The 16,700-nt window shown below is 55.6% G+C and carries 10 protein-coding genes; 4 read left to right on the top strand and 6 right to left on the bottom strand.

The window, feature by feature from the left end:
* The first annotated feature begins 36 nt into the window (after nucleotides 1-36).
* Nucleotides 37-3,207, top strand: a complete 3,171-nt coding sequence (locus RDA78_RS15690; protein WP_434050761.1) for a hypothetical protein — start codon at nucleotides 37-39, stop codon at nucleotides 3,205-3,207.
* 86 nt (nucleotides 3,208-3,293) lie between these two features.
* On the opposite strand, the gene RDA78_RS15685 is transcribed toward RDA78_RS15690, so the two are convergent.
* Nucleotides 3,294-4,175 (bottom strand): bile acid:sodium symporter family protein, encoded by an 882-nt coding sequence (locus RDA78_RS15685; protein ID WP_434050760.1) that lies wholly within the window; start codon nucleotides 4,173-4,175, stop codon nucleotides 3,294-3,296.
* A gap of 3 nt (nucleotides 4,176-4,178) precedes the next feature.
* On the bottom strand, nucleotides 4,179-5,900 hold the full coding sequence (locus RDA78_RS15680) for an AMP-binding protein (RefSeq protein WP_434050759.1): 1,722 nt from the start codon (nucleotides 5,898-5,900) through the stop codon (nucleotides 4,179-4,181).
* A 355-nt stretch (nucleotides 5,901-6,255) separates the two neighbouring features.
* On the opposite strand from RDA78_RS15680, the gene RDA78_RS15675 reads away from it, so the two are divergent.
* Nucleotides 6,256-8,376 (top strand): GNAT family N-acetyltransferase, encoded by a 2,121-nt coding sequence (locus RDA78_RS15675; protein ID WP_434050758.1) that lies wholly within the window; start codon nucleotides 6,256-6,258, stop codon nucleotides 8,374-8,376.
* Nucleotides 8,366-8,797, top strand: a complete 432-nt coding sequence (locus tag RDA78_RS15670) for an ASCH domain-containing protein (RefSeq protein ID WP_434050757.1) — start codon at nucleotides 8,366-8,368, stop codon at nucleotides 8,795-8,797. The genes RDA78_RS15675 and RDA78_RS15670 overlap by 11 nt, the downstream gene beginning before the upstream one ends.
* 268 nt (nucleotides 8,798-9,065) lie before the next feature.
* Here the strand turns inward: RDA78_RS15670 and RDA78_RS15665 are convergent, their stop codons facing one another.
* Together RDA78_RS15665 and RDA78_RS15660 are read right to left on the bottom strand one after the other, a co-directional pair.
* Nucleotides 9,066-10,454, bottom strand: coding sequence for an adenylate/guanylate cyclase domain-containing protein (locus tag RDA78_RS15665; RefSeq protein WP_434050756.1), 1,389 nt, complete (start codon nucleotides 10,452-10,454; stop codon nucleotides 9,066-9,068).
* A gap of 86 nt (nucleotides 10,455-10,540) precedes the next feature.
* Complete coding sequence (locus RDA78_RS15660; RefSeq protein WP_434050755.1) at nucleotides 10,541-11,413, bottom strand: DUF4437 domain-containing protein; 873 nt, start codon at nucleotides 11,411-11,413, stop codon at nucleotides 10,541-10,543.
* 121 nt (nucleotides 11,414-11,534) lie between these two features.
* On the opposite strand from RDA78_RS15660, the gene RDA78_RS15655 reads away from it, so the two are divergent.
* Nucleotides 11,535-12,437, top strand: a complete 903-nt coding sequence (locus RDA78_RS15655) for a LysR family transcriptional regulator (protein WP_434050754.1) — start codon at nucleotides 11,535-11,537, stop codon at nucleotides 12,435-12,437.
* 210 nt (nucleotides 12,438-12,647) lie between these two features.
* Here the strand turns inward: RDA78_RS15655 and RDA78_RS15650 are convergent, their stop codons facing one another.
* Together RDA78_RS15650 and RDA78_RS15645 are read right to left on the bottom strand one after the other, a co-directional pair.
* Complete coding sequence (locus RDA78_RS15650; protein WP_434050753.1) at nucleotides 12,648-13,271, bottom strand: VPLPA-CTERM sorting domain-containing protein; 624 nt, start codon at nucleotides 13,269-13,271, stop codon at nucleotides 12,648-12,650.
* A gap of 837 nt (nucleotides 13,272-14,108) precedes the next feature.
* On the bottom strand, nucleotides 14,109-16,343 hold the full coding sequence (locus RDA78_RS15645; RefSeq protein ID WP_434050752.1) for a hypothetical protein: 2,235 nt from the start codon (nucleotides 16,341-16,343) through the stop codon (nucleotides 14,109-14,111).
* Nucleotides 16,344-16,700 lie beyond the last annotated feature (357 nt).

Below are 16,700 nucleotides of genomic sequence, written 5' to 3'. Positions count from 1 at the left end.
GTATCTTAACAATAGCTTAGACAAGGAATTTGACCCATGGGTAGTTCGAAGAAATCAATCCACCAGACCTATAAGCTCTACGGCTTCAGCGTTTACAAGAATGCCGGCAGCGGCAACGACAAGCTCTACGGTTACGCAGCGAAAAACCACCTGCTTGGTGGCTCCGGCAACGACACGGTCTATGGCTACGGTGCCTGGAACAAGCTGGACGGCGGCTCTGGCAATGACCTCATCAAGGCATGGGGTGCTTCCAACTATCTCTATGGTGGTTCCGGACATGACCGGATGTATGGCTACGGCGCCTACAACTCCATGTCCGGAGGATCAGGCAACGATTCCATGTACGGCTACGGAGCCAAGAACAAGATGTGGGGCGGCTCCGGCCACGACTACATGAAAGGCACCGGCGCTTACAACTACATGAGTGGTGGTGATCATAACGACCGCATCTACGGCCACGGTGCCCGCAATGAAATGTATGGCGGCAACCATGACGACAAGCTCTACGGTTATGGCGCGTCCAACAAGATGGACGGCGGTGCCCACAACGACAAGCTCTATGGTTATGGCGCACATAACGACATGTATGGCGGCAGCGGCAACGACTACATGGAAGGCTGGGGCGCGGTCAACAACATGCGCGGCGGCAGCGGCAACGACACGATCAAGGGCCGCGGCGCCCTCAACAACATCTACGGCGAAAGCGGCAATGACACGATCGAGGCCATCGGCGGCGTCAACAACGTGCATGGCGGCACCGGCGACGACAACATCAAGGGCATCGGCGGCACCAACGTCCTCAGAGGCAATGAAGGCAACGACACGATCACCGCGGTCGGCGGTGTCAACACGGTCTTCGGCGATTCAGGCGACGATCACATGGTCAGCGCCGGCGGCGTCAATGTCATGTTCGGCGGAACCGGCAACGACAAGATGATCGCAAGCGCCCTGCTGGCAACAAGCCAGAGCGGCGAAGCGGGCGACGACACGATGGTTGCCGTCAGTAACGCCAACCTCCAGTGGGGCGGCGACGGCAACGACACCATGGTCGGCATCGGCAACCTCAACATCCAGTCCGGTGGAAACGGCGATGACCTGCTGCTGGCAGCCGGTCAGACCAACGTCCAGCTTGGCCAGGACGGCAAGGACAAGATGTTCGCCGTCGGCAGTCTGAACGTACAGGTCGGTGGTGATGATGAGGATCTGGCCGTCGCAGTCGGCAGCACCAATGTACAGTATGGCGGCAACGACGCCGACATCCTCATCGCCGGCGGCGGCGCCAACATTCAGATCGGCGGAACCGGCAACGACTGGCTGATCGGCGCGGGCAAGGGCAACGTCCAGTTCGGCGCGGAGCTCTGGTCGACAATCCCGGACGGCGTCGATCTCGCCGGCTTCGATCTCGATGCAGCCAAGGACAAGCTGGCCGACTACGCTAACTCCACCGGCACCGACGGAACGAACGTCATGCTTGCCGGCGGAGAGCTCAACATCCAGCTCGGCGGTTCGGAAACCGACATCGCCATCGGAGCGGGCAAGGGCAACATCCAGGCCGGTGGCGGCGGCACCGACGTTCTTCTCGGCGGCGGCAAGGGCAACCTGCAGTCCGGCGGCGACGGCACCGACCTGATGATCGGACTCGGCCGGGTCAACGTTCAGGAAGGCGGCGACGACACCGACGTGATGATCGCTCTGGAGCGTGGCAAGGATGCCGGCGTGCAGCTGCAGTTCGGCGGCGATGCGACCGACTTCATGATCACCCGCGGCGGCGACGGCGAAGCCGATCCGTTCAAGGCTTTCGTCGATCACTTCAAGGACAAGATCGCCGACAAGGTGAACGAGAACAAGGACGAGCAGGGCGAGGAAAACACGGACACGGAAACCACCGCAACCGAGACCGAGACCGAGACCAAGCAAGACGACGATACCAAGAAGCAGAGCCTCAAGGACAAGATGCTGGAAAACGCACCCTCCCTGAACCTGCAGTTCGGCGGTGAAGGCGGCGACCTCTTCAACACCGGCGGTGATCTCGGCTTCCAGATGGGCCAGGAAGGCAACGACATCTTCCTAGGCGGCGGTTCCTTCAACTTCTCCTTCGGCGGCACCGGCGACGACCTGATGATGATGACCGGCGAAAAGACCAACTTCGTCTTCGGTCAGGACGGCGGCGATTGGCTGATCGACACGGGCGCGTTCTCCGACCTGTTCTGGTCGGCCGTCTTCCCGCAGCTGCCGGATTTCGGATCGAGCGACAGCTCCGATGCCTCTTCGCTGCTGCCCTTCGATCTGTCGTTCGGTGACACGCTGTCCGATATCAACGGCAAGGTCGACGACGTCAAGGATTTCCTCGATGAGATGAACCCGCTGGACGATATCATTGAAGCGGTCGGCGAGGTCGTTGACGAAGCGAAGGAAGCTGTCGAAGGCATCCACGACACGATTACCTCGATCCTCGATTATTCCAGCACGCAGTACTTCGGCGGCGACGGAAACGACTTCCTGACCGGCGGTGAAGCTGGCGGCGACGCGGTCGGCGGCAAGGGCGACGACACCTACCTCTTCACATTCGGCTCCACCGGTGAAATGGATGTCGACGAGGCCGGTCTCGACGCAGCCCGCGAACTCGGCGACTTCGTCGGCTTTGCCAGCGACAAGCTGGACGCCATCTCCGGCGGCGGCGGCGGCTCGGATGTTCTGGAACTGCGCAATGCCGGTGAGATGGATGCCAGCAACCTGAAGTTCTTCGTTGAAGGCGGCAAGGACCTGGTTATCGAAGGCGACGGCGGCAGCGTCCGGATCAAGAACATGCACGAGGAAGCCACCAAGGTGGAAACCCTGCGCATTGTTGGCGAAAACGGCACGCAGGACATCGATATCGGCGCGGCCTTCGATGACGGACTGTTCGTCTTCACCTGGGCCGACCGCTCCGGCGACACCGGCATCGAGGCGCTCGACGATTTCGAAACCAGCTACGACGACCCGAATGCCGGCCTGATCGATTTCGACGGATATTTCGGCGCGTTCAATGACATAAGCTCGACCGAACAGGCCTTCGCGGCAGCCTTCGACGGCTGGATGGACACCATCGTCGATGCCGGCTCCAGCCTGCCGCTGGTCGGCGGTGCAATCGGCACTGCGGGCGATCTCGCCGAGAGCGTCTTCGCCTTCCAGACCCCGGAAGTTCCGGACGAGTTCAGCTTCCTCTGATCCGCAACCAGATTGGACCAGACACCAAGCCACGCTGCCTGTGCAGCGTGGCTCTTCTTTTCGTAAGGAAGTCTTGGGGCAGGATCCTAAAGCAGGCTATCGGCCATCTTCTGTTCGGCAGCCGTGTTCGCCCGGCGGAAGATCAGGGTCACCAAGGTCGACGTGATCACGATGAAGAGGGAATAGAGTGCGGCGACCGCCATGATCGGCTGCTGTTGCTCGCCGGGAAAGGTGAGCACGATGATGGCAACGCCGAGCGGTGCGTTCTGGATCCCGGTTTCCAGCGCCACGGTCCGGGCATTGCGCGGATGCAGCTTGAGCGCCCGCGCGAACAGGTAGCCGATAGTGATGCCGAAGACCCCGAGCATGATCGCAACGAAATAGGTCGAGGGCGCGGTCGTCATCAGGAACTGCCAGTTGCGCGGGATCCAGGAAATCGCGATGAACGCGATGAAGATCAGCGCCAGCACCGACCCGAAGAACTCCGTTACCGCGCCTGCATTCGCATTGAACCGCCTGAGGGTCATGCCGATGGCAACGGGCACAAGCAGGATCACCAGCGTCGCGATGATGTTCTCGCGCGGGATCTCGAGATCGAGCGCGGAAGCATAAATCAGCAGAACCAGCGGGATCAGCACCACGCCGAACACGGTCGAGGTCACCGTCATCAGGACCGACAGCGCGAGGTTGCCCTTGGAGAAATAGGTGAAGATGTTCGACGTGGTCCCACCCGGCATGCAGGAGACGATCAGCAGGCCGATCGCGATCGGCGCCGGCAGCGCCAGGGCAATCGTCATCAGGAAACCGATCAGCGGCATGAAGCCGAATTGCGACACCACCCCGATGCCGAGCCCGTAGGGCCGGCGCAGCGCCAGCACGAAATCGCGCGGCGTCAGCGACGCGCCCATGCCCAGCATGATGACGAAGATCATCGCCGCCAGCAGGGCCTGTTCCAGGGGTCCGACCATGGCTCACTCCGCCTCGCTGGTGCGCATTTCTTCGGCGCGCAGGTCTTTTCGAAGGATCTTTCCGACAATCGACTTCGGCAACTGCTCGCGAACGGCCACTTCCTTGGGCACCTTGTAGGCCGTCAGGTGTTTCTTGCAGAAGGCGCGGATATCGGCTTGCGACAGGCTCTTGTCGGTAAGGACGACGAAGGCCTTCACCGCCTCCCCGGTCGTCTCCTCCGGAACGCCGATCACCGCCGCCTCGAAGATCCCCGGATGGGCCGTCAGGCAGTCCTCGACCTCGTTCGGATAGACATTGAAGCCGGAGACGACGACCATGTCCTTCTTGCGGTCGACAATGGAGAAATAGCCGTCCGCGTCCATCACGCCGATATCGCCCGTCAGGAACCAGCCGTCGCGGAAGACGCCTTCCGTTTCCTCCGGCTTGTTCCAGTAGCCGGACATGACCTGCGGCCCCTTGACCGTGATCTCGCCGCGCTCGCCCTGGGCGACGACATTTCCGTCATCATCCTCGCAGCGCATCAGCGTCGAGGGCAGCGGGATGCCGATCGCCCCGTCCCTTGCCTTGCCGATTGGATTGAAGGACAGCACCGGCGAGGTCTCCGTGAGCCCGTAACCCTGAACGACGGGTCTTTGCGTCACCTCTTCCCAGCGTTTCGCAACCTCGCTCTGCAGCGCCATGCCCCCGGCGGAGGCAAACTTCAGATATTTCGGCGGACTGTCGCGGAACCACAGCTCGTTGTTGAGCCCGTTGAAAAGCGTGTTCACCCCGCTCATCCAGGTGATCCTGTAATTCTCGAACGCCCGCTTCAGGTTGCTCAGCGGCCTCGGATTGGGGATCAGGATGTTGCGCCCGCCGATCCAGTAAAACGCCAGCAAATTCAATGTGAAGGCGAAGATGTGATACATCGGCAGCGCCGTCAGCGCGACCTCCTTGCTCCGCTCGAAAGCGGGGATCATCTCCAGCGTCTGCTCCATGTTGAGAATGAGGTTCCGGTGACTGAGCATCGCCCCTTTGGCAATGCCTGTCGTCCCGCCGGTGTATTGCAGGCACGCCGTGTCATCTGGCGCAACCTGCTGGTGATAGGCATCGACCTCGATGCGCCTGCTGCCGAGCTGCGCCCGCCCGGCATCAAGCGCGTCCGGAAAACGGATATGCGAAACGTCGATCGGCTTGACCGACCGGTCCCAGTATCTCTGCACCAGGCCGATGATCCCGCGCGGCAGAACGGGAAGAAACTCCGCGACCCGCGTGACGATGATGTTGGGGATCGGATGTCCGCGCGTCGCCGCCGGGATCTTGTCGGCGAACATGTCGACAATCACCAGTGCTTTCGGTTCGGCATCCTGGAACTGGCGCGCCATTTCCTCCGCGGTATAGAGCGGATTGACATTCACCAGCACGCAGCCGGCCTTCAGAATACCGAAGGCCGCGACCGGAAAGGTCAGCCCGTTGGGCAGTTGCACCGCCACCCGGTCTCCCTTCACCAGCCCCGCGACCTCGCGCAGGTAGACGGCAAAGGCATCGGACATTTCGTCCACCTGTTCGAAGGTCAGCGTGCCGTTCATGCCGTTATGCATCACGGTGGTGAACGCCGGCGCTTTGCCGAACGTACCGGAGGCCGAGCGGATCAGGTCGGGGATCGTCCGGTAGGACGCCTCCTCGATATCCGCCCGCATCTCCGGCCCGTAAAACGCGGTCCAGGGCCGCTCCTCTGTCGTCACACTCTCCTCCAGGCCCCACCCCTGTCGCCACACGTTTCGCACCCGTGGCGCGTCCAGGCAGCTTAACCGCAGCCCCGACAGAGCGCGACACCCACTTTCACCTGTTCACAGGTCCACTTCGGAAACGATGTGGCGGTGCCGAACAGGGAGCCCGGATGCAAGGGGCGGTCTGGAAACCGTAGGTAGGTCGGTGGGAGAAGATGGGTAGGGCTATTTCTTCCCCAGGCTTCCAACTGTTACTCATGCCTAGGACCCGGCGAAAAGTGTCTCACATAAAAAGTAGCCTTGCCTACACCATTTAAAAACTCTTATAAGTTGCATTTCCGAGTGTAATTTTGAGATTTGGACTAGAGATATGATCCCAGTTGAGATTATTATCGACCCTAGTTCTTTGAAGAACCACCTAGATGAGCTGACTTATATTGCTGACAAATATAAGTCTGAGATCGGGTTTTGGTCGCGGGGTAGTATAGAGCAAGCCATTTCACGCGGTCGACTAATGGCAGCCAGAATAGTATCTTCGGACAATCGAAAGATAGCTGGATTTCTGATTTTTGGAGGCGTTTTTCCCAACGCTAGAATTCAGGCCATAGCAGTTGACCCGCAGCATCTCAGGCTTGGAATAGCACAAACACTACTAAACACGATCGTAGCTAGACTAGAGGCCGAAGGCTTTCTCGCAATATCTGCGAAACCAGCAAGAGACTTACTTGTTGCGCAATCATTTTACCAAAGGAACGAGTTCGAAATCGTAAGGACCCAAAAAGGCGGGCAATCAAGAAAGCGAGACATTGTTGTAAGAGAAAAGCTACTCAACAGCCCACACCTTTTCGGTACTTTCGAAAAGCAGTCTTATCCAATTCCGCAAACGCGCTCTGAGGTATCGGCTAATCTCTGGATAATAGACATTAACGTGTTGTTGGACTTAGTAAAAACGGGACGGCAGCAATACCCATTAGCTAGCGATATTTTTGCCGCTGCGCTAGATGGTCGCGTGCGCATAGCAGTAACTTCCGAGTTTTCGAAAGAACTTGAGCGGAGTACACCGATAGGAAAAATCGACCCTCTTCTAGAGATGGCTAAAGCGCTACCTCGGCTAAAGCCCGTTGATAGTGGCAAAATCGCTCCTCTAGAGAAAGCACTACACAAGGAGATTTTTGAGACTGAAAAACCTTCTCAGGCTGGATCGCCGCAAGCCCACAGCGATTGCAGACACTTGGCTGAGTGTGTTTTTGGAAACGTCTCTGCATTTGTAACTAGTGACGGGGTCTTAATAAAAAACCGGAAGTTTATTCGTGATAATTGGGGGCTCGAAGTAGTCACTTTGGAAGACTTTCATGAAACTCTATCCTCAACCGTGGCGCCAAAGGGACCTAGAGCGACCCAAGGAGATGGATTTAGAATTGAGAGAATAGATTCAAAGACAGCAGAAGGCTTCTTGCCGCAAATATTTAAATCCGAACTATTCAGAACTGCCTTACAAGAAGATAGTCTACGATCTTCTAAATATTTCACAGCAGCACTAGACGATGATGGCAATTTGATAGGGCTCTTGGCCTCGACACCGCCTGCAACCCTTGGGCTTCCACATGAAATTACACTTTCAATAAACCACAACCATTTGAGAGCAGAGATTATTGCAGACACACTACTTGCACAATTAATTGATAACCTAGACCAAACAAGCTTAAACCTCATTTCAATTAAAAATACTCCAGGTCAAATTCTCACTTATAAATCCGCGCTCCAGGCTGGATTTGTTCACGATCATGACAAAAATCAACTTACTAAAATTGCACTTGGATATCCGATAACACCCAAAAATTTCAAAGCGCATCTAGACCGGCTACGACTACTAGTCGATAGGAAATTTGTTACGCAGTTGCCGACTACGATCGAAAATTTTGATGAATTGCTAAGCTCACGCCCAGGGGACTTGGTGCGAATTGAAAAAGCATTGTCACCTACTTTGATAGTTTCAAACAATCGGCAGGTTTGCATACAACCAATCGCTGAAGCTTATGCAGCTGAATTGTTAGGAACTTCAGACCAAACAAGCTTGCTAAATCAATTCGACGGCGCATTTCGCTCGCAAAAAATTTACGTTAGCAGCGGACGAACTAAGAATTTGTTCAAACCCAACCAACTAGTTTTGTTCTATGAATCTTCACGAACAGGTGGACGTGGAGCAATCGTAGCTGCCGCACGTGTCGACAACGTTGTTACGCAAAACAAGGCTGAGACCAATGACAGCGACCTTAGAAAAACGGTGCTTGACAGCGTCGATCGGTTTGCGGCGGGAGAAGAAGTTACTTTGACTGGATTTAGTTCTGTTTTGCGGTTTCCACGCCCCGTCTTTCTGAACGAAATGCGGCGGTTGAAGGCAACAGGATCACAAAACTTGCAAACAACCACTGTGATAGCAACGGAAGCTGCACAGCGCATTTTTGACTTAGGTTGGTCCAATGAAAAATAATGATCAAGCGATGATTTCAATAAAATCTCAGCACGCTATGAACATTGTGGATGGTTCCAAAACAGTTGAGTTGCGGCGCCGCTTCTTACCAATGCCTCGTGGCTCGCGACTTTGGATCTACGCAACGCTTCCCGTCGGAGCAATCGTCGCCACAGCTACAATTGTCTCAATAGAACATGATCAGACGTTCAAACTGTGGGACAGATACAGGTTTGACGTGGCCGTGTCGAAAGAACTTTTTTCCAAATATTTTGAAGGCTGCAGTACAGGTTATGCAATACGCATGACCAATATTGAAGCAATATCGCCTGTATCGCTTGATCGAATCCGCGAGATCCGCGGCAGGAGTCATATACCTCAAGTTGCAACCAAAATTTCATCGCATGAAGCTAGTAGATTTGAGCAATTCAGGCTGAGTTGAAACACCAGACTGCCATCGTGCTTAAAAGTGCCGGGACTAAAACTGAGCTTCCCAGCCTTGCTCTCGTCGTCTGCATGTCACCAATGGCATGGTATAAAGTCTTTTTTTGATTGCTCTGCGCTCACCGTAGGATAGCGAAACGTAGTATTTGCCTTCCGCGCTCAAGAAAAGAACGCCAGATGCCTGATGTGTCGAGGCCTCGTAGATGACGACCGCCCTCAGCCAGCCATCACCGCCGCTGATCGAGCCGTCGACCTCTTCCCGGAGCTCAAGGAAAGAGGAGTACAGACCGGCACCCACCCCCCAACGTCCAGACCGTAACAGCCTCCCGCCGCCCGCGGATGTCAAACGTTCCGGCGTTCTGAAGTCCCGGCGCAATCTCGTGCGGGTCCGCTCCGCTTGCTTTCACCGCCTCGATCAGCTCGTTGCTGACGACGACATCGGTGCCGGTTTGGCGGGTCAGGCTTTCCAGGCGGCTGGCGACGTTTACCGTGTCGCCGAGAACGGTGTATTCCAGCTTGTGCGCATCACCGATATTGCCGACGACCGCGCGTCCGTAGTGAACGCCGATGCCGACGCCGATCGGCGGGTCGCCGGCCTGCTCGCGCTCCGCGTTCCATGCGTGGATCGCATCGGCCATCCGTGCCGCGCATGTCAGCGCCCGCACGGCGTCATCGGGCCGGGTGCGCGGGGTGCCGAAATGCACCATCACCGCATCGCCGATGAACTTGTCGATCGTTCCGTCCTGCTCGAAGGCGACTGTGGCAAGGCGGCTGTGAAAGGCGCGCAGAAGCGCGATCAGATCCTGCGGCGGCAGCCGTTCGGAGATTGACGTGAAATCGACCATGTCCGCGAACAGCACCGCCACGGGGCGGTTGCCGGGCTCGTCCGGCTGCCAGCGGCCTTCGGCAAATTCGCGCACGATGTTGGGAGAAAAGTAGCGCGACAGCATCGCCCGCTGCGCTTCGGCTGCCACCTGGCGGCGCACCAGCGCCCGCGAGCGCACCACCACAATGGTGAGAATGACGGAGATCAGCACCAGGAACACGACCTGGTTGGAAAGCCGTGCAAGACCGACAGCGTTCGGGTCCAGCACCTTGGCGAGCGCCGCTTCCGCCCCCATGCCTTCGTCAAGCACATCGCCGGAGGTGAACGGAATGGCGCCCGGGCGGGTCGCGACCCAAAGGTAGCCAAGCGTCCAGGTGCTGGCTGCCGCCAACCCGGTCCAGATCACCAGCGCGGGCTTGTAGCTGAGCGCCATGCTGACCACGAACACCCCGAGATAAAGAAAGGCGGGTGTTCTGAGGTTCATCTGTTGCGTCCAGCCCTCGAAGTCGAAAGGAGTCGGAACAATCAGAACAAAGCTGAGCGCCGCCGCATCGAGGAAGATGAAGCCAAAGAGCAGCCGCGTGTGCGCCGCATACCTGTGCCGAAGCGCAAAAGGAACGATGCCGAGAAGCGCGAAGGCCGCAACCGCGGTGAGATATAGCTGGGAGCGCTCAAAGGGAAGCGTGAGCGACACCCAGGCGGCCAGGATCAGAAGAACCGCGCTTCGTCCCCAAAAGACGTAGGCGAGACCGGAGGCTTCCTCGCGCGCGATGGCGTCGCTGACCGACCGGGAAGTGATCGGCCCGCGGGCAATAGGCAAAAACCGCATCTTTCTGCTCCCTCGCGCGGCCCGCTGCGATGATCGCAATGAAAACGAACGAAGCGCGCGTGACTAGGTGATGGACCCAGCCTCCCTCAGGAGCGCGAAACGTCGTATTTGCCCTCTGCGCTCATGTAAAAGACACATTCCTGCGTCCCGCTGCAGGTCACCTTGTGCACCGTTTTTGTCTTCGAGCCGAAATAGCTGCCCGGGTCGAGCGGTGTGGATTCGGACGAGCCTGGCAATTGGTGGGTTGCGGTGCCGCTGATGACGACGGCCTTCAGCCAGGCATCGCCGCCGGAAATCCTTCCTTCGAAACCGGCGGGCAGTTTCAGAAAGGTTCCGTTTTTCCCGGCCTCCGACGGATCACCCCACAGGAATGCCATCTTCGGCTGGTCCGCGCCGGAGGATGCCCCGGGCGCATCAACCCAGGCGACATCCGCCGCATCGATCCAGACGATGTTGTCTGCCTCGACATTCACGGGAAATTCGCCATTGGCAAAGGCCCGGTCCTTGGGCTGAACAAGGTAAGGCCCCTCCTGGATTTCCAGAAAGGCGGTCGACAATCCGGCATCTTCGCGCGCGGCCGTGATGTGGGTTGCCCCGGCGGGCTGCGTCCAGAACGAGCCCGGCCCCATCCACATGGGTTCGGCGGTCGGATCGTCATTGTGAACAGCCCCGCTGATAACGACAGCACGGTAGGTGATGTTGTGAATGTGCGGCGGCGAACTGAAGCCGGGCTGGAACCGGATGATGGTTCCGGTCGGCACATCCTCGCGGATATCGCCCCACAGCACGCCCGCCTGCGGGCTGGCATCCCCGCGTGCGGGGTTCAGGGGCTGGAAGGACACCTCCTCGCTCGGCACCACCTCCACCGCCCTGGACGATTGCAGGGTCTGGGACGCAGCCGCAACTGCAACAAGCGAAACGATGACGGACGAGGCAACGGCAAGGCTGAAGAGGCGCATCTTGAAACTCCCGGATACTGGCGCAGCGCATGGCGCGCGTTTTGTCTCGCCCTTTAAATATGGTCCGCATTTCGCTAATAATCGGCAGGCTTTCAAAATTACTATTTGGAAAAACAAAAGAATGTCTGTCGACCTGAAATCACTCGAACTGTTTGTGCGCGTGGCCGCGCTCGGTGCAATCGGCAAGGCCGGGGCGGAATTCGGGCTCTCCGCGACGGCAGCGACCCAGCGCCTGCAGACGCTGGAAGCGACGATCGGGACACAGCTGTTTCACCGGACCACCCGGGCCGTGTCTCTGTCGACGGACGGCGAAATTTTCCTGGCCCATGCCAAGCGCATTCTGGGCGATGTCGAGGAAGCGCTCGCGGATATCAGGCCCGACCCGCACGACATCAAGGGCGAACTGCGGATTGCCTGTTCGGCTTCCTTCGGCCGCCTGCACATTGCCCCGCACGTGACGGAATTCCTCGAGTGTCACCCCGGCGTCTCGCTCCAGCTCGCCATGAGCGACAGCGTCATTGATATTGTGGAACAGGGGTTCGACATGGCGATCCGCATCGGTGCATTGGCCCCCTCAACGCTCAAGGCGCGCAAGCTGGCCGTGAGCCCGCGGGGCCTGGTCGCCGCGCCCGGCTATCTGGACAAACATGGGGTTCCATCGACGCTGGACGATCTGAAAGGGCACAATTGCCTTGCCCGCGAAGACATGCGCACCTGGTCACTGGCTGCATCCGACGGCACGCTCCATGATGTCAGGACCAGCGGCAACTTTTCCAGCACAAGCGCCGAGGCGATCACCGAGGCCGCGCTTTCGGGACTTGGAATCGCACGCAAATGCACCTGGGAGATTGCCGACCATCTGGCTGCCGGAACACTGGTGCCGGTTCTGGACACCTATACCGTCTCGCCCTTCTGGCAGGTCTTCGCCGTCCGCCCGCCCTCTCGCCTGCCCTCCGCTCGCGTGCGCGCCTTCACCGACTTTCTTGAAAGGTGTTTCAGAAAGGTTCCCGCCTTGTGCAGCTAGGTGAACTTAAGCGGAAGACCCGACCGCAGCCCTTATCCTGCCGGCCGGCCAAAGACGTGCCTGCCGCGAGGTCGTGACGATAACACCGCGAAACAAAAAACCCCGCCGAAGAGATCGGCGGGGCTGGAACGCTGTTCAGGGTGCACATTCACGTAAAACCCTGAAACGTCTGATTGTGTATCGGTCCGGCGGGATTCCCGCCGGCCATCTTCACGAGGCCTTTTTGCGGCGACGGCTGACGAAGCCTGCAAAACCAATCGCGGAGCCAAGCAGCAGAACGGATGCCGGAAGCGGAACCACGTTCACCTTGCTGTAGTGCAGCGCCTTGATCTTGAAGTTGTCGTTCTTGTCCCAGGCGCCGATGCCGAACATCGTGCCCTGCCAGATGCTGTTGAACGTGTAGGTCGCAATCCCGCTGCCCGGGATGTCGACGTTCCGCGCGATCACACCCAGCGGACCACCATCCATTGTCGCGAAAGAAAACTCGTCTTTGCGGTCCACATACGTAAACGTCACTGCCTCGAGAATGACTTCGTAATCGAACGTGAATTTGACGATGTCGTTTTCGTTGCGTCCATCAACCTGATGGCTGTCGCCCCGATGACTATAGACACCGAGACCACCCCAGTATTGACCGGCGACGCCGCAGCTCAGACAGATTGAGCCTGAACCGTTGAATGTTCCGCCGTCCACAGTCACGTTGACCACACCATCGGTGTAGGTCTTACCGTCGACGTTCGTGTCGGTCGGCCCGCTGAAGTAGACCGGAGCCGCCTGAGTTACCGTTGCACTGACTGAAAAGACAATAGCAGCGGCTAATGTAGCTAATCTCACCACAACCTCCACTTACAAAAAATACGCCTAAATTAACCATAAATTCTGGCCACTGTTAAACATACCTAACAACCTGACTTAACGCAAGGTTAAAATTTCCGGTGGTATTTCTGCGATTCAGAGAGACATTGATCAACAAAAAACGATTTTACTTCAATAACTTAATAAAAAAATATTGTGCGCATCCTGATTTTGTATCCGGTTGCGAATTACACTATTAACGTGACCAAATCCCCTGCCGTGCAACCTGAAAAATAACCGGGATTCGGCCTCGGCCAGCTCTTGCCCCAGCCTGTTTCAGGAGACCCAGGCAGCGGCAATGCAACTCATGCGCTTACCAACGTCGATCATGTGGGAAGTCCGGAACTGCGACGGTGCCGACGAATGGGTCAGCCGCAACAGTTCGTCCTGGCGGCAAGATAAATGGTGGGCCCGGAGGGAGCGCCCACCACCGCTTTAACACCTTGTAATCACTGAATGCAGCGGCGAGAGGTGGAACACAATGTCCCACCTGCGTGTCTCACCCTTAGCAGAACTACAGACACCGTCCAAGCCAATCATAGACGGGGTGATCGAAACGTATTTCTAGTTGCACTGATTGCCGTGAACGGCCTCATTATCGCAGGCACGCTTCTTGCCAAAAGCCTAGGGGAGAAACAGGTGGATTCAACGCTTCTTCGAGAGACTGTCTCCCTTTCATGTCTCACCTCAGAAAACAGTACGGGGTGCCTAGGCAAGCCTGTACACCGCGCGCGGTGGTGGTATCTGTGCGCTACCAGTATAACAATTTCTCTGAAGCTAGCATGACCTAACGCGACCAGCCGAACCAACTTTTAGTTAAAGCCCATCAACTTCCAGCCAAAGCGGATCGGTGCTTGCCGAGAGCTCATCTAGGATGGCTTGCATCCGGCGTGTATGAGCTCGCACTGGCGAGTATACAGTACCTTCATTACCCTTGAATGTAGTTAATAGGCCCTCTCTGATCAAAATATTCAAAACGCGCGTAGCATAATTCTTACCGGAAATCATGCCGAGGCCGCGTAGTAGGGCTTCTTCCTTTCTGCCCGCTCCCTTTTGAAAGAAAGTCTTCCGGATAATCGTTGTCAGAATTTCATGGGCAGGCTTTAAGCCAATTTTTCGAATACGAGAAACGCTTGCTACAGAGTCGAATTCTTCGACTTCTAAGCCTTTAATCCAGGCAGGTAGTGCGGATTGAGACGCAACACCCGTAACCTTTGGCGATATGCAATTCTCAATCGCGACTTGCTTGCAAGATTTAACCGGAAAAGCTAGTTCGCCTATATAGCTATCAAGCAATCGAAGGTTGGAAAGCGCCCTTTCATCAAGTGGCAGTAATAAAAAGTCTCCGTTTCGCAACTCCAAATGTTCGAAATCCATCAGGGTATCACTAGCGCGCATCAACGCCGCAACAATGTCGCTCGCCAACACGAGATTTCCGTTTTTGACGGCCATCTGGGCGAGTTGTAGTTTCGTCTGTTCAGCTAAGGAAGTATCTGAAGCAAAAACACGCTGCCCCAAGTCATCGAGTGGATTCTGCCATTTTTGGGTTGTAGCGCTATCCGCTCCTTGATCATCGAACAAGCTAATAGAAGCTATATCTTTTGCTCGTAATCCATCAAGAATATAAATATCCACGAACTGACGGTCATTAGATTCGGCGCCTACTCGACCAAGACTTGGCAACCGTTGCAGCATAACGGAAGCTTCCTCAACGGGTGCAGATCCCGTCGCAGCCTCAAATGCATTTTGCAGCTCGGCAAGAGATATTGGCCCTACATTGGATGCCTTAGTTCGCGTCAACCGTGCCAGATGTACAAATATCTGCATTATGGTTTGAGAATCAAAAGAAACGTGGATGTTCGCGTCGCGTTGGCAGAGAACATTTATGAAATGATTCCAGAAAGATATCTCATCTCCCTCTTCTCCAAACATCTTTTCGAAATCATCTTCTGCGAGTTCTCCGATGGTTTGACAAATAAGAGGACGTCTGGGTAGCCAAGTCGGAACCTCAACATCAATGTCCCTATTTTGAAAGTATTCAAGCAATTCACTTTCACTGAACTCGTTTTTAGACCGAATTATTACAGTGTTATTTCGTTGCATTCCTAGAGCGTTAAACATTTCTTCTGTGCTCGGAAAATAGTGCTCCCGTCCTGCGACTAAGCAACCTCCACCGTTGCTCTGGATTATGTCTTTTACCCCTTCCAATGACTTTGCTCGTATGAACTTTAGACGATTACTGTCATTACTCCAGGCTTGAGAACCAATTTCGTCAAACCCATCTAATAAAATAATAAGTGATTTTGCGTTAAACGCTTTAATCGCGCTACTTTCGAGGGTGTCTAATCCTAACTCGCTAAAATGACGGCGCAATAGTTCCGTACTTTGACGCAACCCCCAAGATTTGCGTAAGTCTATCGCAACTGGATAGCAAAAATTATCTATTGCAGTTTCGCTGAGGAGATTAAATACTTCTCGGATGCACCTGCTTTTGCCGCTGCCGTATTCCCCAAGAAGGACTACATTTTTTCCGCTTAGAAGGTATTCGGCAATTTCTTTAGTTGATATGTCATGTTTTTTGCCTTCAACGTTGTACTGAACGCGAACGTATTTTGTGTCATCGGCATCACCAGTTATAGGATTAATCGAGCTACCAAATGTTGATACTTTTCTCGCTGAAGCGTATGTATTAAAGTCAAAGAATTGCTTGCTGAATTCATCAAATGAAAGCACGTGAATGTGCTGCTCTTTGCCAGCATCCCGCATGGCAGGAGTAACTCCGCCATCTACGACGCAAAAGCATCTGGCCATCACCCCTTTCAAAAACATAGCATTTTTTGCTGTTTGGAGTTTAATGATGTCCTCGCGAACTTTCGCCAGAGACCGCTCTTGAGTTATCTCAACGAAGCATTGAATTTCAGAGTCAAGTACCGTAACGCCATCGATATTCACCCCTCCTACGCGTTGCGGAGTGCAAGGACGGCCCCACATAACTCCTGCCATTTCGCGCACACGATCTTCAAAAGTGGACCAATTGCGCTTCTGGCTCATAACACTTCACTCCCTATTTCAATGCACTACGCCACTAAAAGAATCTCTCGTCAACTGCTACGCTTAGTTGAGATTGCGTTCGAATTTAAGGTGCAATCTGATCGCGATTCCCGACACTAAAAAAATTTACGAGTGGGTATAAGAGCTGCTTCGTATGGCCGTTTCCCCCTCAGGGCTCTGGTGTTCTAGCCTCCATAAATTTACTCTACCAATGAGTACAATCTTTCAATGTCAACCTAAGATGCAAGCCAAAAGGTACAAGGAGATGGGGGTTTAGGCACGCGTCCGTAGTGGTATACCTCAACGTACATACATCGGCATCGACATCTCCATGTACGTAAGGGTTGACATCAATCA

Source organism: Roseibium sp. (assembly GCF_051016195.1).
In the GTDB taxonomy this organism is placed as follows: domain Bacteria; phylum Pseudomonadota; class Alphaproteobacteria; order Rhizobiales; family Stappiaceae; genus Roseibium.
Note: the sequence above shows the minus strand (reverse complement) of the source record. Positions and strands in the feature narration are given on the sequence as shown.